At 60.0% G+C, this 19023-nt stretch carries 14 protein-coding genes and 2 pseudogenes; 5 read left to right on the top strand and 11 right to left on the bottom strand.

What is annotated here, in order from left to right; genetic code table 11:
- Positions 1–58: 58 nt before the first annotated feature.
- The gene (gene rsgA, locus J2Y56_RS17375; protein WP_046028394.1) at positions 59–1090 is read left to right on the top strand and encodes a small ribosomal subunit biogenesis GTPase RsgA; all 1032 of its coding nucleotides are present in this window, start codon (positions 59–61) and stop codon (positions 1088–1090) included.
- Between the two features lie 54 nt (positions 1091–1144).
- Here the strand turns inward: rsgA and motB are convergent, their stop codons facing one another.
- On the bottom strand, positions 1145–2167 hold the full coding sequence (gene motB / locus J2Y56_RS17370; protein ID WP_007945608.1) for a flagellar motor protein MotB: 1023 nt from the start codon (positions 2165–2167) through the stop codon (positions 1145–1147).
- A 3-nt stretch (positions 2168–2170) separates the two neighbouring features.
- Positions 2171–3022 (bottom strand): flagellar motor stator protein MotA, encoded by an 852-nt coding sequence (gene motA / locus J2Y56_RS17365; RefSeq protein ID WP_007945609.1) that lies wholly within the window; start codon positions 3020–3022, stop codon positions 2171–2173.
- Between the two features lie 166 nt (positions 3023–3188).
- Between motA and J2Y56_RS17360 the strand changes: the two genes are divergently transcribed.
- Genes J2Y56_RS17360 through asd form a run of 3 tightly spaced genes read left to right on the top strand, consistent with a single transcriptional unit; the run spans position 3189 to position 6463 of the window.
- Positions 3189–4727, top strand: a complete 1539-nt coding sequence (locus tag J2Y56_RS17360; RefSeq protein WP_310351576.1) for an HDOD domain-containing protein — start codon at positions 3189–3191, stop codon at positions 4725–4727.
- Between the two features lie 42 nt (positions 4728–4769).
- Positions 4770–5585 (top strand): rhodanese-like domain-containing protein, encoded by an 816-nt coding sequence (locus J2Y56_RS17355; RefSeq protein ID WP_007945611.1) that lies wholly within the window; start codon positions 4770–4772, stop codon positions 5583–5585.
- A gap of 17 nt (positions 5586–5602) precedes the next feature.
- The gene (gene asd / locus J2Y56_RS17350) at positions 5603–6463 is read left to right on the top strand and encodes an archaetidylserine decarboxylase (protein WP_007945612.1); all 861 of its coding nucleotides are present in this window, start codon (positions 5603–5605) and stop codon (positions 6461–6463) included.
- A 123-nt stretch (positions 6464–6586) separates the two neighbouring features.
- Here the strand turns inward: asd and serB are convergent, their stop codons facing one another.
- The gene (gene serB, locus J2Y56_RS17345) at positions 6587–7801 is read right to left on the bottom strand and encodes a phosphoserine phosphatase SerB (RefSeq protein ID WP_310351573.1); all 1215 of its coding nucleotides are present in this window, start codon (positions 7799–7801) and stop codon (positions 6587–6589) included.
- 134 nt (positions 7802–7935) lie between these two features.
- Between serB and J2Y56_RS17340 the strand changes: the two genes are divergently transcribed.
- Positions 7936–9465, top strand: a complete 1530-nt coding sequence (locus J2Y56_RS17340) for an AhpA/YtjB family protein (RefSeq protein ID WP_310351572.1) — start codon at positions 7936–7938, stop codon at positions 9463–9465.
- Between the two features lie 271 nt (positions 9466–9736).
- Here the strand turns inward: J2Y56_RS17340 and J2Y56_RS17335 are convergent, their stop codons facing one another.
- The 8 genes and pseudogenes from J2Y56_RS17335 to J2Y56_RS17300 form a co-directional block, all read right to left on the bottom strand.
- Positions 9737–10450 (bottom strand): membrane integrity-associated transporter subunit PqiC, encoded by a 714-nt coding sequence (locus J2Y56_RS17335; RefSeq protein WP_007945616.1) that lies wholly within the window; start codon positions 10448–10450, stop codon positions 9737–9739.
- A gap of 232 nt (positions 10451–10682) precedes the next feature.
- Positions 10683–12950, bottom strand: coding sequence for a DNA topoisomerase IV subunit A (parC, locus tag J2Y56_RS17330; RefSeq protein WP_310351569.1), 2268 nt, complete (start codon positions 12948–12950; stop codon positions 10683–10685).
- Between the two features lie 7 nt (positions 12951–12957).
- A complete protein-coding gene (locus J2Y56_RS17325) occupies positions 12958–13482 on the bottom strand; it encodes a TIGR02281 family clan AA aspartic protease (RefSeq protein WP_007945618.1) in 525 nt (174 codons plus the stop codon).
- Positions 13479–14468 carry an esterase-like activity of phytase family protein gene (locus J2Y56_RS17320; RefSeq protein ID WP_310351566.1) on the bottom strand — a complete coding sequence of 330 codons (990 nt, stop codon included), beginning with the start codon at positions 14466–14468 and terminating at the stop codon, positions 13479–13481. The genes J2Y56_RS17325 and J2Y56_RS17320 overlap by 4 nt, the downstream gene beginning before the upstream one ends.
- The gene (parE, locus tag J2Y56_RS17315; protein WP_007945620.1) at positions 14468–16372 is read right to left on the bottom strand and encodes a DNA topoisomerase IV subunit B; all 1905 of its coding nucleotides are present in this window, start codon (positions 16370–16372) and stop codon (positions 14468–14470) included. The genes J2Y56_RS17320 and parE overlap by 1 nt, the downstream gene beginning before the upstream one ends.
- A 41-nt stretch (positions 16373–16413) precedes the next feature.
- Positions 16414–17022 carry a YqiA/YcfP family alpha/beta fold hydrolase gene (locus tag J2Y56_RS17310; RefSeq protein ID WP_007945621.1) on the bottom strand — a complete coding sequence of 203 codons (609 nt, stop codon included), beginning with the start codon at positions 17020–17022 and terminating at the stop codon, positions 16414–16416.
- 193 nt (positions 17023–17215) lie between these two features.
- Positions 17216–17437: pseudogene (locus J2Y56_RS17305) on the bottom strand (DUF6124 family protein); the annotation flags it as partial.
- 448 nt (positions 17438–17885) lie between these two features.
- Positions 17886–18116, bottom strand: a pseudogene (locus J2Y56_RS17300) (DUF6124 family protein); the annotation flags it as partial.
- Positions 18117–19023 lie beyond the last annotated feature (907 nt).

Genomic DNA, 19023 nt, shown 5'->3' with positions numbered 1-19023 from the left:
GGCGTGCTAAACTCGCGGCCGTTTTACCTAATCGCTGCATTCTTGATACGGAACACCCATGGCCAAACGCCAACTCAATCGTCGTCAAAACTGGCGCATCGAAAAGATTCAGGGCGAACGCGCTGCCCGCGCCGCCAAACGCGAGTCCTCGGCTGTCGAGGCACTTGAGGGTGGCGACCTGGGTCCGGAACAGACGGGTCTGGTGATCGCGCACTTCGGTGTACAGGTCGAAGTCGAGGCTCTCGATGGCGAGCTGGCTGGCCAGGTGTTCCGCTGTCACTTGCGCGCCAACCTGCCAGCGCTGGTGACCGGTGATCAAGTGGTCTGGCGTGCCGGCAACCAGGGCATCGGCGTAATCGTGGCGCAACTGCCACGTAAAACCGAACTCTGCCGTCCGGACAGCCGTGGCCAGTTAAAGCCGGTAGCGGCCAACGTCGACATGATCGTCATCGTGTTTGCCCCGCTGCCCGAGCCACACGCCAACCTGATCGACCGTTATCTGGTTGCCGCCGAGCACGCAGGTATCCGGCCACTGCTGCTGCTCAACAAATTCGACCTGATCGACGAGCAGAACGCCCCGGCCCTGAATGCCTTGCTGGCGGTTTACCGCACACTCGGTTACCCGGTGCTGGAAGTGTCGGCGCATCACGGCAATGGCATGGAGCAACTTCAAGAGCAACTGGACGGACGCATCAGCGTGTTCGTCGGCCAGTCCGGTGTCGGCAAGTCGTCGCTGGTCAACAGCCTGCTGCCGGAAGTCGAAGCCCGTGTCGGCCCGTTATCCGAACTGTCCGGCCAGGGCACTCACACCACGACCACCGCGCGGCTGTTCCACTTCCCCGGTGGCGGTGAGTTGATCGACTCCCCGGGTATTCGTGAATTCGGTCTGGGCCACGTCAGCCGTGCCGACGTCGAAGCCGGTTTCATCGAGTTCAACGACCTGATCGGCACCTGCCGCTTCCGTGACTGCAAACACGACCGTGAACCGGGTTGCGCCCTGCTCAAGGCCCTCGAAGAAGGCCGCGTGCAGCAGCAACGGATGAACAGCTACCGCTCGATCATTGCCAGCTTGCCTGAGACCAGCTACTAAGCAGCAGCCTCCAGACACAAAAAAGCCGCGATCATCTCGCGGCTTTTTTGTGGGTCACGGCTTCGGCGGCTCCGCCGGTTTCGGTGCCGGGTTTTCGAAGATGTTCAATCGCTCGCGAAGCTCATGGGCCGGCAGCGGTTCTTTATCCGCCGGCAATGCGTTCGGATCGGCTGGCTTGGCCGGCACTTCGCCCGTACCGCTATGCGCTGGTGCTGGCGCAGGTTCCGCACCCTGTGAACCTTCGATGGCGCGCTGGGCTTTCTTGGTCAGCACCACAATGTCGATCCGGCGATTGACCGGATTGAACGGGTTCTCCCGGTCGAACAGCGCCGACGAGGCATAACCGACCACCCGCGCCACCTGTTGATCCGGATAACTGCCGGCGATCAGCGCACGGCGGGCGGCATTGGCACGGTTGGCCGAGAGTTCCCAGTTGCCGAAATCACCGGTGCCCGAGTACGGCTTGGCATCGGTATGGCCGCTGATGCTGATCTTGTTCGGCACCGCTTTGATGGTGTCGGCCATGGCCAGCAGAATGTCTTCGAAATACGGTTTGAGTCGCGCACTGCCGGAGTCGAACATAGGGCGGTTTTCCGCGTCCATGATCTGGATGCGCAAACCGTCCTGGGTGATCTCGAACAGGATCTGGTCCTTGAATTTCTGCAGTTGCGGATTTTCATCGACCTTGTTCTGCAACTCTTGCAGCAACAATTCCAGGCGTTCCTTCTCAACCAGCTCGGCCATGCCTTCGACTTGTTCGGTGTCGATGGTGACGCGGTCTGGCTGGGGCTCAGACTTAACTTCAGGGTTAAGGGTTTTCTCTGGCGCCAGAGTCGGAGAACCGCCCAGATCGATGATGTACGGCGTGCCACTTTCGGTAAAGCCGACCGGATCCTTGAAGTAACCGGCGATGGCGATTTTCTGTTCCGGTGTTGCAGTGGACAGCAGCCACAGCACCAGGAAGAACGCCATCATCGCCGTCGCGAAGTCAGCGAAGGCGATTTTCCAGGAGCCCCCGTGATGCCCGCCCGCGTATTTTTTTACGCGCTTGATGATTATCGGCTGGTTATTTTCCATGACTTAGCGACCGCGAACCGCTTGTTCCAGCTCAGCGAAGCTAGGACGGTGCGCCGGGTACAGCACTTTGCGTCCGAACTCTACGGCCAGCGATGGCGGCATGCCGGAGGCCGAGGCAACCAGCGACGCCTTGATGGCTTCGTAAACGTTCAGCTCTTCCTTGGCGTCGTGGGCCAGTGCATGGGCCAGCGGGCCGAAGAAACCGTAGGCGGCGAGAATACCGAAGAAGGTACCGACCAGTGCCGCACCGACGTGCACGCCGATCATTTTCTGATCGCTTTCACCCAGGGACGCCATGGTCACCACGATACCCAGTACCGCCGCGACGATACCGAAACCCGGCATGGCGTCAGCGATGCCGTTCACCGCGTGAGAGGGGTGATCCAGGTCTTCCTTGAGGCTGGTCAGCTCCATGTCGAACAGGCCTTCGAGCTCATGGGGCGCCATGTTGCCGGATGACATGATGCGCAGGTAATCGCAGATGTACGCGGTCATGCGGTCATCTTTGAGCACCGCCGGGTACTTGGCGAAGATCGGACTCGCCGCGGCATCTTCGATGTCGCCTTCGATGGCCATCATGCCTTCGCGGCGGCTTTTGTTGAGAATCTCGTAAATCAGCCCCAGCACTTCAAGGTAGAAGGTGTGGTTGAAACGCGAGCTGAACATCCCGAAGGCTTTCTTCAGCGTGAGTTTGACCATATGGCCTGGGTTGGCCTGCAGGAATGCGCCCAGGGCCGCACCACCGATAATCATCACCTCGAAAGGCTGAATAAGGGCGGCAATCTTGCCGTGTGAGAGCACGTATCCGCCAAGCACGCTTGCGAATACGACGATGATGCCGAGAATTTTAGCCATAGGTAGGAGAGCACTTACTGAGTCGGGTTCAAGGTCATATTCGGAAGTTGAAAAATCTCTTCTTCTCCTTATCGGCAAAACTGCGCCAGACTATAGGCCGTTCAAGCGAAAAGCTAATTTAGCCTACTCCGGGCATAGGTAATGCAGACGATGATTGCGTCCAACCATGGCTAACCCAACGAACATTGCGACTCAAAAACCGACCACACTTGAAGGCTGGGTCAAGCTTCTCGATGGCGTGCGCCTGCCAGTTCCGCAAGATGCCCATGACCGTGTCAGCAAGGCCATCGCCGATAACCGCAGTTCGCTTCGGGATATCGCAGAGCTCATGCAAGACAGCCCTGCCCTGGCCTTGAGCATCATTCGTGAAGCCAACCGTCACACCCACGGCAGCATGACCGAGCCCGCGGAAAACCTTGAAGTGGCGATCAATCGCCTCGGTTTGAAACGCACCGAAGAACTGCTCGCCCGCCTGCCCGCTGAGCCCCTGGCACAGATCCCGATTGCCTTGCGCCAGTTGCAGATGATCAGCCAGCATGCGACGCAACAGGCCAACGGTTTTTTTGCCAGTCGCCTCGCGCGACTGTGGCAGGACATTCACTGGGGCAGCCTGCTGTTTCTCTCGCCGCTATGGCCCATGGCGCTGACCCATCCGCAATTGCTTGAAGAGTGGGAGCTGCGGGTCTTCCATAAAGGCGAATCGGCACGCAAGGTCGAAAAGCAATTGTTCGGCGTGCGTCTGCTGGACATATGCCAGACCCTGGTGAGCCTCTGGCGCCTGCCGATTTGGGTGGAACAGGGATATCGCCTGCTGCTGACCGAGCAGCGCGAACTGGTCAAGGTCTTGCGCATTGCCCGCGACAGCGATCATCCCTTGCGCCAGCAAAACCGCCTCGATGACGATCCGACCCTGCGTCGCTGGCTCAATCAGCCGGCCAATACCGTGCTGTTGGCCAACGGCCTGGCGCTGTCGGCGCAACAGGCGTGGGACAGTCCTCACAGCGCGCGCTGGCAATACCTGACCAGTCTTTACCTGCAAATCCCCATGGCCGACGTGCAGCAGCAATTGCACCAACAGGCCGCCAACAGCGCCCGGCTACATACCATGCCGGACCTGTGGCACCCGGCCGTATCGCTGCTCTGGCCGCCGGGCATGAACCGTATCCACGCCGGGCTGCTACCGGCACCGGCGCCGACCACCGAAGACCTGGCGAAGTGGCGCAGCCAGTGCGCCGAGTTACTGCTGGAGCCAAGCCCCTTCACCAACGCCATGCACTTGACCACCTCCGCCCGGGACGCCCTGGTCGCGTGCGGCATGCGCCGGGTGATGATCTTGATGGCTGACCGCACACACGCCAATCTGCGGGTACATCAGGTTGCCGGATTGCCAAAAGAAACGGCCGGGTTGAATTTCGTGGTGAACCAAAGCAACGTCCTGCAACGATTGCTCTCGCAACAGGCTCAGGTGCGCCTGACACCGGCCAACACCGCCCAATTCTCAGCCTTGTTGCCTGCCAGCCTGCGCGCACAATTCCGTGGCGAACACCTGTTGCTGCGCTCGCTGATCAATAATGGTCGGGTGATCATGGTGGTGGTGGCAGATCAGGGTGGCGGACCGCTCTCGGAAATCACCGTGCAAGCCTTCGGCAAAACCGCGCAGTGCATCGAGAAAGCCCTACACACCTTTAGCCACCGCGGCCAATGACGCTGCGTTACAATCCTCCCTTTTGTGCTCTGGAGACCTCACATGTCTGACTTCTCTGGCTTGCCGCTGGTGATCGAGCCGAGCGACTTGCTCCCTCGTCTTGAGTCCCGCGACCTGATTCTGGTGGACCTGACCAGCAGTGCCCGTTATGCCGAAGGGCACCTTCCCGGCGCGCGTTTTGTCGATCCGAAACGCACGCAACTCGGGCAGGCGCCAGCGCCGGGGCTGATGCCACCGAAAGCGGCGCTCGAAGCGTTGTTCGGAGAGCTGGGCCACCATCGCGATGCAGTGTATGTGGTGTATGACGATGAAGGCGGCGGCTGGGCCGGGCGTTTTATCTGGCTGCTGGACGTTATCGGTCACAAAAAGTACCACTACGTTGATGGCGGCCTGCCGGCCTGGCTGGCAGAAGGCATGCCCATGTCGATCCAGATTCCGGCACCCGTTGGCGGCCCGGTGGCATTGACCCTGCACGACGAACCCACCGCCACCCGCGAGTACCTGCAAAGCCGTTTAGGTGCCGCCGACCTGGCGATCTGGGACGCGCGCGGGCCGCTGGAGTACTCCGGCGAGAAAGTGCTGGCGGCCAAGGCCGGGCACATTCCCGGTGCCGTCAATTTCGAATGGACCGCGGGCATGGATAAGGCGCGCAACTTGCGCATCCGCACGGACATGCCGCAGATCCTCGAACAGCTCGGCATCAGTAAAGACAAAGAAGTGATTACCCACTGCCAGACTCATCACCGTTCTGGCTTCACCTATCTGGTGGCCAAATCCCTCGGTTATCCGCGGGTCAAAGGCTATGCCGGTTCCTGGGGCGAATGGGGCAACCACCCCGACACCCCCGTAGAGATTTAAGGTTTTAAGGACAGTTAATGAATAAGCGTCTGTTTATCCTCAGCCAATACCTGCTGCCCCATCACTTGCTCTCGCGACTGGCCGGCTGCATTGCCGAATGCCGCGTACGCTGGTTCAAAAACGCCTTTACCGCCTGGTTCGCCAAGCGTTATCAGGTGGACATGTCCCAGGCCCTGGTCGAAGACCTGACCGCTTACGAGCACTTCAATGCGTTCTTCACCCGCGCCCTGAAAGACGGCGCTCGCCCGCTCGATGAAACCCCGGGTGCCATTCTCAGCCCGGCCGATGGCGCGGTCAGCCAGCTCGGCCCGATCGAACACGGTCGCGTGTTCCAGGCCAAGGGCCACAGCTTCAGCGTGCTGGAATTGTTGGGCGGTGATGCTGCGAATGCCGCGCCGTTCATGGGCGGTGATTTCGCCACCATTTACCTGTCGCCGAAGGACTACCACCGCGTGCACATGCCGCTGGCCGGCACTCTGCGTGAGATGGTCTACATCCCGGGCCGAATCTTCTCGGTCAACCAGACCACCGCCGAAAACGTTCCCGAGCTGTTCGCCCGTAACGAGCGCGTGGCGTGCATTTTCGACACCGAGCGCGGGCCGATGGCCGTGGTGCTGGTGGGCGCGATGATCGTTGCGTCGATCGAAACCGTCTGGGCCGGGCTGGTCACGCCACCGAAACGCGAGCTGAAAACCTTCCGTTACGATGAAGCCGCCCGCGCGCCGATCCATCTGGAAAAAGGTGCGGAACTGGGTCGCTTCAAACTGGGTTCGACTGCTGTCGTGCTATTCGGGCCAGATCAAGTGCAGTGGTCTGAAGAGCTGGCGGCGGGTTCGCCGGTGCAGATGGGCCAGGGAATGGGCCTGCCAAAAGCCTAAAGGCCAAACTGCATCCCTGCGGGATCTGGCTTGCCCGCGAAAGCGTCGGCACAGACAACATAGATGTTGGATGTTCCGGCCTCTTCGCGGGCAAGCCCGCTCCCACATTTATTTTTGCGGCGTCTAGAGCTGTCCGTCGCGATCGCGGAAGCCCAGCAGGTACAGCACACCATCCAGCCCAAGGGTGGAAATCGCCTGTTTCGCCGATTGCTTCACCAGCGGCTTGGCCCGGAACGCCACACCCAATCCCGCAATCGCCAGCATCGGCAGGTCATTGGCGCCGTCGCCGACTGCAATGGTCTGCTCCAGTCGCAATCCTTCCTTATGGGCCAGCTCACGCAGCAAGTCAGCCTTGCGCTGCGCATCGACAATCGGCTCGACCGCAACCCCCGTGACTTTCCCGTCGACCACTTCCAGTTCGTTGGCAAATACGTAGTCAATGCCCAGCTTGGTCTGCAATTGCTTGGCGAAGTAGGTAAAACCACCGGACAGAATGGCGGTCTTGTAGCCCAGACGCTTGAGTTCGGCGAACAGGGTCTCGGCACCTTCGGTCAGGCGCAGGGAAGCACCGATCGAATCCAGCACGCTGACGTCCAGACCTTGCAACAACGCCAGACGCTCTTTGAAGCTCGCACGGAAATCCAGCTCACCGGCCATCGCTCGCTCGGTGATTTCCGACACTTGATCGCCGACACCCGCGGCCTTGGCCAGTTCGTCGATCACTTCTGCTTCGATCAGGGTCGAGTCCATGTCGAACACCGCCAGGCGACGGTTGCGACGGAACAACGAGTCTTCCTGAAAGGCGATGTCGACGTTCAGTTCCTGCGCAACGCTGAGGAATTCGGCCCGCAGCGCCTGCGGATCAGCCGCTTCGCCACGCACGGAAAACTCGATGCAACCCTTGCCCTTGTCAGCCGGGGTGTCGAGCGGCATGCGCCCTGACAACCGATCGATGTGATCGATGTTCAGGCCATATTTGGCGGTAATCGAGCTCACGGCCTGCAATTGCCCGGCAGTCACTTTGCGGGTCAATAGCGTCACGATGTGGCGTTTCTTGCCCTGGTTGCCGACCCACTGCTGATAGTCCTCTTCGGATACCGGCGTGAAACGGACCTGTTGATCGAGCTCGTAACCCTTGAACAGGATGTCTTTGAGCACCGACTTGCCTTGCTCGGTATCCGGAATTTCAACCAGGATGCCGAACGACAGGGTGTCGTGGATCACCGCCTGACCGATGTCGAGAATGTTCACACCACCCTGGGCCAGAACGCCGGTTATGGCCGCAGTCAGACCCGGACGGTCGACTCCCGTGATGTTTATCAGGACGATTTCGCGCAAGGCGCACCCCCGCAAGTGGAAAAAAACCGCATTCTACCCACTTTCAGTGACCATCGGGCACCGTGAGCGCTTTGCCGGCCTATGGCCTGTCGCTATACTGCGCGTCAACTTCACGGACAAAGAGCCGAGCGCAAGTGAACCGGCCCACGCCAGTAAAAACCGATAACTTCTTTCTGCTGATCTTCCGGGCACTGCGCCACCGCCGTGTACCGATTGCATTGCGCATCGCCAGCCATAACGTGATCCTGGTCGCTCTGGCCCTGGTGATCTACGCCGGTGTCATGGGTTTGCAGTTCAAGCAGGCCATGCACGAGCAGGCAGATGCGCTGGGTGAAAGCCTGACCACGCAGACCGCCACCTCCGCTACGGAGCTGTTGGTGTCCAACGACATCCTCAGCCTCAACGTGCTGCTCAACAACCTGACCAAAAACAAGCTGGTGGCCCACGCCGCCATCTATAGCGTGGATAACCGCATCCTCGCCGAGGCCGGTCAGCGTCCCAAGCACAGCCTGCTGGGCGAAGCCGAGGGCATGTACCAGAGCAAGATCACGTTCCAGGACGTGACCGCAGGGCAACTGCGCATCAGCCTGGACATGGATCAATTCCAGCAACCCATGACCATCAGCCTGCAAAGCATGGGCATTTTGAGTGCGATCCTGTTGGCATTGTCCCTGGCCCTGAGCCTGCGCCTGGGTCGGCACATCTCTACGCCGCTGCTGCAATTGCGCGTATGGCTGCGCAATATCGACGAATACACTCCGGCCACCGACCGTCAGGACGAGATCGGCGACCTTGCCCGTCAGTTGCACGCCAATTTCGCACCGGAGCCTGCCGAGCCGGAACCAGTACCGGAGCCTGAATACGACGACAGCGATGAAGACGCGAACGACAACGAGCCGACCTTCGAAGTACGCAACTTGCGTGACCCGAGTTTCGATGAAACCAAACCGGTCGCCAGCCTGAAACCCGCGCCACGACAGATTGTCAGCACTGTTGAAGATGATGATGACGATGACGCTTTTGCCGATCTGCGCGACGAGTCGATCGCCGTCGCCCTGAAACCCGCCGCAAAACCGGTGATTTCGAACGCGCCACAACACAGCGCCGTCCTGGCCGTGCAACTGGGCGCTCAGGACCAACTGCGTCGCCTGCCCCGCACCCGCCTCGAAGAATTGCTGAAACGCTATCGCGACTGCCTCGATCAGGCCGCTTCGCTCTACCAGAGCGAACTGCATACCCTGAACGATGGCAGCACACTGATGCTGTTCCACACCGAAGACAGCGGCGACGACTACCTGACCAACGCCATCTGCTGCGGTGAGTTGTTGCGAGCCCTGGGCCATCAGTTGCAGATCGAAGTCGCAGACAGCGGCATCACCCTGCAATTGCAGTTGGGTCTGACGCTGGGTGAGGAGTTGTACGGTATGACCCAGATCGACTTGTTGCTGACCGAACCCGCTCAGGACGCACTGGCCCTGTCTCAACACAGCCGCAATCTGCTGCTGGTGGAGCGCAAGATCGGTGACGACGTGCTGATTCGTCAGCGTGCGCGGATTCGCCCGATTGCGAGCCCTGAGGGTGCTTGCTGCGTGGAGCGGTTGATGGAGCCTTATCCATCGATGCTGGAACGGCAATTGGCGCGGATGCATGAGCGTCGGGCGTAAGCACTAGCCCCGATATAAAAGAAACCCGCAGATGAGGGATCATCTGCGGGTTTTTTGTTGGTTCTATGTAGCAGCTGCCGAGCCTGCGAGGCTGCGTTCGACTGCGCAGCAGTCGTAAAGGGCAATGGGTGCATTCAGACAGACCGCACTTATAGGACTTGCGAGGACTTCCTCCTCGAACGCAGCCTCGCAGGCTCGACAGCTGCTACAAGCCCCCGCAGAAACAACAAAGCCCGCATCACTGCAGGCTTCGTGTTGAATCATTCCTGATTTAGAACCTGAACACTTCCATATCGGTCCGGATCGGCGAAGCCATCGGGATCTTCGGCTGTTTCTCTTGCTCAGCTGCCGGAGCGACAGGTTTGGGCGTCGATTTACGCGGTGCATCGGCAATCGCTGGCTGGTTGGCCAATGGCTTGAGCGCCACCGACAACTGCTCCGCCAGACGCTGCAACAACACCCCTTGCGCCTGAACCTGCGCCGCTGTGCCGCCTGCGTGATCTTCTTGCAGGTGAATGATGCGGTTATCGCGAACTTTTCCGCGACGGTCGATCAATCGCCATTGCGCATCAAGGATTGCCGGTTGCGACACACCCGAGTCCAGCCGGGTAATCGTCAGCAGAACCTGAACATCCGGGGTAAAGCCCGCTGTGGCAGGCGCCAGCACCACGCGCTGGCTGTCCAGACGACCCGCTACCTGACGCAGCAACAGCTGATCAATGTCGGATGACAGGCTGCCCGCCCAACGACCATCCGTGGCAGCTTGCAGACTTCCATCGGGCTGACGCTGCAACAGGGTTTCGCGTTGCAGGTAATCGGCAACCGTTACCGGGCCCAACAATACCGCCATACCCCCGCTTTGTGCGGGTGGAACCGGATTTCCGCTGTCCAGCTGATACAGCGACACCGGTTGATGAACGCTGCAACCCGCCAGGCCTAAAACGCTGGCGAGCATCAAAATAAAAGGAAGGCGCAGAGCAGTCATCGTCCCATCCAGGTGGCTGCCACAAGGCTAACCACAGTGAAAATACTCAAAACATATGAAGAACGCTCGGCCACGCCGGCGCTTGAAAGGCCCTATCATCCGTGAATATGCGTTCCGACTCCAGCGCCAAAGCATTGATCTACGCGTTAAATCGCAGATCGAACGCTCTTGAGGGCATTAGCGACTGTGTTCCCCGCAGGAGGGAAACCGTCGAAAACGCCCCCTGGGACGCTTAATTGAGGTTTTCGACGAGCAGCGCATCCACCCGCTGAAAGCCACGTGGCAATTTGTTACCACGACGTCCACGCTCACCTTTGTAGTGCTCGAGGTCGTCGGCTTTCAGTGACAAGGTACGTTTACCGGCCTGCAACACCAAGGTGGCACCCTCCGGCAGTACGGCGATGTCCGTGACATATTCTTCGCGGTTGGCCACACGTTCACCGGTGATACCGATGATCTTGTTGCCTTTGCCCTTACCTAATTGTGGCAGGTCGCTGATTTTGAAGATCAGCAGGCGACCTTCGGTCGTGACCGAGGCCAGCCAGTTGCTCTCGCGATCAGCCACCGGGCGCGGAAGAATGACTTTCGAGTTGCTCGGCAAGCTCAGCAGCGCCTTGCCAGCCTTGTTCTTGGCCTGCAAATCTTCACCTTTGACCACGAAACCATACCCGGCGTCGGACGCAATCACATACAGCGAATCGTCTTCTGGCATCAGCACGCATTCAAAACTCGCGCCAGGCGGTGGCGTCAGACGACCGGTCAACGGCTCGCCCTGGCCACGGGCCGATGGCAACGTGTGCGTTGCCACCGAATAACTGCGACCAGTGGAGTCGATAAAGACTGCAAACTGGTTGGAGCGACCGGCCGCCAGGGCCTTGAAACCGTCCCCGGCCTTGTAGGAAAGCCCGGTGGCGTCGATCTCGTGCCCTTTGGCAGAGCGAACCCAGCCTTTTTCCGACAGAACGACCGTCACTTTCTCGTTTGGCAGCAGATCGTGCTCGGTCAGGGCCTTGGCCTCGGCGCGCTCGACAATTGGCGAACGACGGTCGTCGCCATAGGTTTCGGCGTCCTTGATCAATTCGGTGCGGACCAGTTTTTTCAACTTGGCTTCGCTGCCCAGCAACGCTTGCAGCTTGGCTTGTTCCTTGAGCAGCTCATCCTGCTCGGCACGCAGCTTCATCTCTTCCAGCCGCGCCAATTGACGCAAACGGGTGTCGAGAATGTAGTCGGCCTGGATTTCGCTCAGGGCGAAACGCGCGATCAGGGCAGCCTTTGGATGCTCCTCGGTACGGATGATGTGAATCACTTCATCCAGGTTGAGGTAGGCAATCAACAAACCGTCCAACAGGTGCAGGCGACGTTCGACCTTATCGAGGCGGAATTGCAGGCGCCGACGCACGGTCTGCACCCGGAACTCCAGCCACTCGACCAGCAGCGCCCGCAGGTTTTTCAGCTGCGGCTTGCCGTCCAGGCCAATGATGTTGATGTTGACCCGGTAGCTCGACTCCAGCTCGGTGCTGGCGAACAGGTGCGTCATCAGCGCATCGTGGTCAAAGTTCTTGCGCGCACCCGGGATGATCACGATGCGGCACGGGTTTTCGTGGTCGGATTCATCGCGCAGGTCAGCGATTTGCGGCGCCTTGGATGGCTTGGCCTGCATCATCGCTGCGATCTGTTCCAGCACCTTGGCACCTGACACCTGGTGCGGCAGTGCGGTGACAATGATGTCGCCGTCTTCGATGTGGTACACGGCGCGCATGCGCACCGAGCCCTTGCCGGTTTCGTACATTTTCAGCAGGTCGGCGCGCGGGGTGATGATTTCCGCTTCGGTCGGGTAATCCGGGCCCTGGATGTGTTCACAGAGCTGTTCGACCGTGGCTTTGGGTTCATCGAGCAATCGAACGCACGCCGTCGCGACTTCGCGCAAGTTGTGTGGCGGTACGTCGGTGGCCATGCCCACGGCGATGCCGGTGGTGCCATTGAGCAGGATGTTCGGCAAGCGCGCCGGTAATACCAGCGGTTCGTCGAGGGTGCCGTCGAAGTTCGGGCCCCAGTCCGCGGTGCCCTGGCCCAGTTCGCTGAGCAGCACTTCGGAATAACGCGACAGCCGCGCTTCGGTGTAACGCATGGCGGCAAATGACTTGGGATCATCCGGCGCACCCCAGTTACCCTGACCGTCGACCAGCGTGTATCTGTAGCTGAACGGCTGAGCCATCAGGACCATGGCTTCGTAGCAGGCCGAATCGCCGTGCGGGTGGAACTTGCCGAGCACGTCACCGACGGTACGCGCCGATTTCTTGTGCTTGGAGTCGGCGTCCAGCCCCAACTCGCTCATCGCGTAGATGATGCGTCGCTGTACCGGCTTCAGGCCGTCGCCGATATGCGGCAAGGCACGGTCCATGATCACGTACATGGAATAGTTGAGGTAGGCATTTTCGGTGAAGTCAGCCAGTGACCGGCGTTCTACACCGTCCAGGCTGAGATCAAGGGAGTCGCTCATGCGGGCCTCATCGGTTCGTTGTCTGGCGCAGCAGCATGGTGCCACCGCGCTGGGTAAATTCAAGTTTGTTCAGTGCGCTCATGCCGAGCAGCACCTGTTTGCCTTCCAGGCCTGGGGCAACCAGCGCGCGAACATCACGCAACACAATGTCGCCCAGTTGCAGCCGGTCGATGCGGGTTCGATAGCCCTCGCTCAGACCATTGGCCGTGCTCAGGGTCACCCCGATGCCTTGTTCCAGTTTCAATCCTTCGGCCACACTGGCCGGAATTGACACATCCGTCGCTCCGGTATCGAGCATGAAATCCACCGGGTGACCATTGATGGCACCGCTGGCGACAAAATGCCCCTGGCGGTTGCTGACCAGTTTCACTTCGATAAACCCTTCGCCCTGCTCCGAGGTGACGACGACATTGGGGTTTTGCTGGCGCTCCTCCCATTGCCCGAAAAACCGAGTTGCCAAAAACAGCGCAGCGCACCAGGCCAACACCAGCATGACCCGGCCGGCGCGTTTGCCCGCCGTTTGCTGGCTCACGGCTTGGCGCTCCAGCCACCTTCAGGCGCGGCAAAACGATACACCACCGGGCGACTTTCACCATCGACCCGGGCACCGTTGTTGTTATCCACACCAATCCACGCGCCGTCAGCGTCCACGAGCAATGCTTCTTCCAGCCCGTAGTTCTGTGGATAACGACGGTTTTCCTGCAAAAGCTCGGCCGCATACGACCAGCAGCGCTCGACTTTGGCCGTCTGCGTGTCGCGTCGACAAATCTGGTACGCATTGCGCTCAAGGGTGAACAGTTTGCCGTTGAACAACGACACATCGGAAAAATCCCGGGGCGCCGGTTTGGCCTTGGGAAATTTCGGCGGCTGCATTTCCATGCCCGCTTCGCTCAGCAGCACACAGCCATCCTCGCAGTCCCAAACGGTCTGTTTGCGCTTGATCGTTAACAATCCGCGGCTTTGACGTTCGGCAGCGAACCACATCTGATCTCCCGCCGGGTTTATCGCCAAGCCTTCAAACAGCGCATTGAATTGCAACAGCAAGCCACTGGCCCGCGCTTCGCGAACCAGCAGCGGCGAGATTTTCAACCAGGTCGCCGGCCCTGTCAGCGGTACTTGCAGGACGGCCGCATGGGCTTCACTGACAATGTAGCGATTGCCGGCGCTGTCGCAGGTAATGGCTTCGAAATCCAGATCACCGCCACGCACGAACGACGCCAGCCAGGCGCGCGAGCGCAACCCCCAGGGCAAACCGCTGCCCGGCACCGGAGGCACACCGATGCCCACGGCTTCAGCCTGCCAGACCGTATCGCGGGTATCGAGACGATAGATCTGATCGTCGTCGCGATCGGACACCGTCCACAGGTCCTCGCCGCATTGCGCAAGTCCCGACAGGTTGCCGCCATGCATGCCGTCAACGGGATGCTCGGCGACCACGCGCAATTCGGGTGCCGCTTCAGCAAATGCCAAAACCGGGGTCAGAAGTAACGCACACGCCAGGGCAAAGCCACGCCGCATCAACCAAGAACCTCGGCCAGGTTGCCCTTGGATTCCAGCCAGGATTTGCGGTCGCCGGCGCGTTTCTTCGCCAGCAGCATGTCCATCATTTCCGACGTCGCTTCGAAATCGTCCAGGGTCAACTGCACCAGACGCCGGGTGTTCGGATCCATAGTGGTTTCGCGCAGCTGCGGCGGGTTCATTTCACCCAGGCCTTTGAATCGGGTGACCTGCGGCTTGCCGCGTTTTTTCTCGGCGACCAGACGATCCAGGATGCCGTCGCGCTCGGCTTCGTCGAGGGCGTAGTAAATCTCTTTGCCCAAGTCGATGCGGTACAGCGGCGGCATGGCGACATAGACGTGCCCGGCATCCACCAACGGGCGGAAATGCTGAACGAACAACGCGCACAACAGTGTGGCGATGTGCAGGCCGTCGGAGTCGGCGTCGGCGAGGATGCAGATCTTGCCGTAGCGTAGCTGGCTCATGTCTGCGGCGCCCGGATCGACACCGATGGCCACGGCGATATTGTGCACTTCCTGGCTGGCCAGCACTTCGCTGCCGTCGACTTCCCACGTGTTCAGAATCTTGCCGCGCAACGGCAGGATGGCTTGAAACTCCTTGTCCCGTGCTTGCTTTGCGGAGCCACCGGCGGAATCACCTTCCACCAGAAACAGCTCGGAGCGCATCGGGTCCTGCCCGGCGCAGTCAGCGAGCTTGCCCGGCAGCGCCGGCCCTGCGGTGATGCGCTTGCGCTCGACCTTCTTGCTCGCCTTGAGGCGACGGCCGGCGTTGTTGATCGCCAACTCCGCCAGCAGCATGCCGGTTTCCGGGTGGGCGTTGAGCCACAGGCTGAACGCATCCTTGACCACACCGGAAACAAAAGCCGCCGCTTCACGGGACGACAGACGTTCTTTGGTCTGACCGGAGAATTGCGGCTCCTGCATCTTCATCGACAGCACGAAGGCAATGCGTTCCCAAACGTCTTCCGGCGCCAGCTTTACCCCGCGCGGCAACAGGCTGCGGAATTCGCAGAACTCGCGCATGGCATCGAGCAAGCCCTGACGCAAACCGTTGACGTGAGTACCGCCCTGGGCCGTCGGGATCAGGTTGACGTAGCTTTCCTGCACCGCGTCGCCACCTTCCGGTAGCCACAAGAGTGCCCAGTCGACCGCTTCTTTATTACCGGCCAGGCTGCCGCAGAACGGCTCGTCCGGCAGGCGCTCGAATTCGCTGACAGCGTCTACCAGGTAGGAGCGCAGGCCATCTTCGTAATGCCATTCGACTTTTTCACCGGTGGCCTTGTCTTCAAAACTGACCAGCAGCCCCGGACACAGCACAGCCTTGGCCTTGAGCACGTGCTTGAGGCGGCTGATGGAGAATTTCGGTGAATCGAAGTACTTCGGGTCCGGGGCGAAGAACACGCTGGTGCCGGTGTTGCGTTTACCGACCGTGCCGATCACTTCCAGCTCGGTTTTCTTGAAACCGTCGGCAAAGGTCATCTGGTATTCGTTGCCGTCACGCTTGACGCGCACCCGGACTTCGGTCGACAAGGCGTTGACCACCGAAATACCCACCCCGTGCAAACCGCCGGAGAACTGGTAATTTTTGTTGGAAAACTTGCCACCGGCATGAAGCTTGGTGAGGATCAGCTCGACCCCGGAAACACCCTCTTCCGGGTGAATGTCCACCGGCATGCCACGGCCGTCATCGCTGACTTCCAGGGAGTGGTCGGCGTGCAGGATAACCTGCACCGATGTCGCATGCCCGGCCAAGGCTTCGTCGACGCTGTTGTCGATGACTTCCTGGGCGAGGTGGTTCGGCCGACTGGTGTCGGTGTACATGCCGGGGCGTTTACGCACCGGGTCGAGGCCCGAGAGGACTTCGATGGCGTCTGCGTTATAAGAGCTAGCGCTGGGAGTGGCCATGGGGTCTCGTCGTCAAATGTTCGTGAAATAGAGGCGACGGTTCACAGTGCTGTGAAATCGATCGCCTGATACAAATCTGCGCCGATACCGGCAAAACTCAGCATGGCCGGCAATTGCGCGGCAAAGCCCTGGAAACTATGGTCACCGCCGGCCTGGATGCGCAAGGCACAGGCCCGGTAGTACTGCTGGGCGAGGCGATAGTCCAGCGTTTCATCACCGGTCTGCAACCACACCTGATACCGCTGCGGGTCCTGGGGCGCCGGCACTTCCAGCTCGGCCAGGGCCGTCACGTGGTCGTGGGTCAATTCCCAAGTCTCATCGGTATACAGGTTTTTCTGCGTTCCCACGAACCCGTCGAACATCCGGTGTGGACTGACGGCCGGGTTGATCAGCAAAGCCTTGAGGCCATGGCGCTCGGCCAAGTGAGTCGCATAGTAGCCGCCGAGGGAGCTGCCGACCAGCAGTGGCCGTTGCAGCTCGACAATAGCCTGCTCCAGCTGAGCGATGGCCTCGCGCGGGTGGTGATGCAAGGCTGGCACACGCAATTGATCGCTCAAACCCAGGCGCTCCATCACTTGCATCAACTGCGTGGCCTTTTTCGACGCAGGCGCGCTGTTGAAACCGTGTATATAAAGGATCGAACCGGACATTTGAGCTCCCTGTGCGTCGGGTAAAGAGGCGCAGTTTACAGGGAGATGGGGGGATCGGGGATATCCTCGGGATTATGGCGTCCCCACGGACGCCATCGCGAGCAGGCTCGCTCCCACAGGGGTACGCATTCCAAGGTGGAAGCGAGCCGGTCCGGGCGGCGTTCCGACGAAGAACGATGACCCGGTCTGACAGTTATGACGGATCAACGTTATCCAGCTCCCGATTCACCGCCAGCTCGGCCAGCATGACCAGCTGCTGAATTGCCATCGCCGTATGCCGATCAGGCCCAAGCAGGCGCGCCGCAAAATCGCTGGCCATCACACTCGCCGAAGCCAGTGACTCACAGGAATGGGCCAAAAGGCTTTCCGTATCCATTTCGGGGACGATCATGTACATCGTGCTGGGTTTGCGGGCAGGGGGATTGGGTGTTGGTTTGAACATGGTGACACCTCAGTTCATTGATAAGGCGCCACCCCAATTGCCGCGATGCAATGTAAGGGTGGCAGCTGTACGCGGGTTCGCGGACCGAGAACTGAGAATCGGCATACCCGAAGGTATCCCACGCACAGCCGCCATGACACAAAACGACAGACACCCGAAAGTGCTGCTGTAAAGCGCGGCGATTATGCCTCAGTTCATAGGGCCGCGAAGCCCGATCGCTGAATGGGTCAGCGACGGACAAAAGGCTAGAGATGCCACGTCTGACGGGCAACCTGAAAACTTCGTGGGAAGGTTCTGAAATTTTTGCTGACCATTAAACAGCGCCGCCAGTGAGCCCGCCTTCGCGAGCAGGCTCGCTTGTATGTTTAGACTTGAAGGGGTGGGCGGCGTTCCGACGAAGAACGATGACCCGGTCGGACAGTTATGCCGGATCAACGTTATCCAGCGCCCGATTCACCGCCAGTTCGGCCAACATGACCAACTGCTGAATCGCCATCGCCGCATGCCGGTCCGGCCCATACAGGCGCGCCGCAAAATCGCTGGCGATGACACTCGCCGAAGCCAGTGACTCACAGGAATGGGCCAAAAGGCTTTCCGTATCCATTTCGGGGACGATCATGTACATCGTGCTGGGTTTGCGGGCGGGGGGATTGGGTGTTGGTTTGAACATGGTAGTACTCCAGAGGAAGAGTGGAGCCACTTACAAATTACCGCGAAGCAATTTGGGTGGCAGCTGTACGCAGGTTCGCGGACCGATCCTCTGGCAACTCGGCATACCCGAAGGTATCCCGCGCACAGCCGCCATGACACGAAACGACTTACAGCCAAAAGCGTCGTCGTTAGGCGGGGGGTGATTATGCCTGAGAAAACGGACCGCGAAGCCCGATCGCTGAATGTGTCGGCGACAGACAAAAGGCTAGAGATGCCACGTCTGACGGGCAACCTGAAAACTTCGTGGGAACGTTCTGAAATTTTTACTGACCATTAAACAGCGCCGCCAGTGAGCCCGCCTTCGCGAGCAGGCTCACTCCCACAGGGAATGATGTACACCTGCTAGAAATTGGTCGGCTGTCAGGCCGCCATCGCTAGCAGGCTAGCTCCCACAGGGAATGATGTACACCTGCTAGAAATTGGTCGGCTGTCAGGCCGCCATCGCTAGCAGGCTAGCTCCCACAATGAACCGGCGTACACCGACTGCTCCTCACCACTCATCAGGCCGAGCGTTAGCTCGCCTGCAGCTCTTGATCTTGATCCACCCGCCCCTTCGGGAGGCTGAGTGGAGGTGTTCATCCGGGGAGTGGCGCGCAGCGCCGTTCGACGCAGTCGAACACGCTGCATGTAGGTCGTCGCGAAGCAGACCGGAGGGCAGTGTCCCCGGATGGATACCGGAGCGAAGGAACGCCGAGCCTTAGCGAGGGGCCGGACGCTCGGGGCGAGCCTTTTTGGGTACTTTTTTGGCGTTTGAAAAATCGGCATAGGAGGCGGCCATCTGGCCGCGCCCCTGCCACACCACCCGGCATGCGGGTCCGCACCGGGCGGTTCGAGAAGTTGAGGTCAGC

Source organism: Pseudomonas sp. BE134, from assembly GCF_031456105.1.
In the GTDB taxonomy this organism is placed as follows: Bacteria; Pseudomonadota; Gammaproteobacteria; order Pseudomonadales; family Pseudomonadaceae; genus Aquipseudomonas.
This window is presented reverse-complemented; position numbering and strand designations above follow the sequence as displayed.

Bases quoted from the DNA above. Each gene is read 5' to 3' on its own strand.
- rsgA (WP_046028394.1), top strand. From the start codon at position 59: ATGGCCAAACGCCAACTCAATCGTCGTCAAAACTGGCGCATCGAAAAG.
- motB (WP_007945608.1), bottom strand. From the start codon at position 2,167: ATGGAAAATAACCAGCCGATAATCATCAAGCGCGTAAAAAAATACGCG.
- motA (WP_007945609.1), bottom strand. From the start codon at position 3,022: ATGGCTAAAATTCTCGGCATCATCGTCGTATTCGCAAGCGTGCTTGGC.
- J2Y56_RS17360 (WP_310351576.1), top strand. From the start codon at position 3,189: ATGGCTAACCCAACGAACATTGCGACTCAAAAACCGACCACACTTGAA.
- J2Y56_RS17355 (WP_007945611.1), top strand. From the start codon at position 4,770: ATGTCTGACTTCTCTGGCTTGCCGCTGGTGATCGAGCCGAGCGACTTG.
- asd (WP_007945612.1), top strand. From the start codon at position 5,603: ATGAATAAGCGTCTGTTTATCCTCAGCCAATACCTGCTGCCCCATCAC.
- J2Y56_RS17335 (WP_007945616.1), bottom strand. From the start codon at position 10,450: ATGACTGCTCTGCGCCTTCCTTTTATTTTGATGCTCGCCAGCGTTTTA.
- parC (WP_310351569.1), bottom strand. From the start codon at position 12,950: ATGAGCGACTCCCTTGATCTCAGCCTGGACGGTGTAGAACGCCGGTCA.
- J2Y56_RS17320 (WP_310351566.1), bottom strand. From the start codon at position 14,468: ATGCGGCGTGGCTTTGCCCTGGCGTGTGCGTTACTTCTGACCCCGGTT.
- parE (WP_007945620.1), bottom strand. From the start codon at position 16,372: ATGGCCACTCCCAGCGCTAGCTCTTATAACGCAGACGCCATCGAAGTC.
- J2Y56_RS17310 (WP_007945621.1), bottom strand. From the start codon at position 17,022: ATGTCCGGTTCGATCCTTTATATACACGGTTTCAACAGCGCGCCTGCG.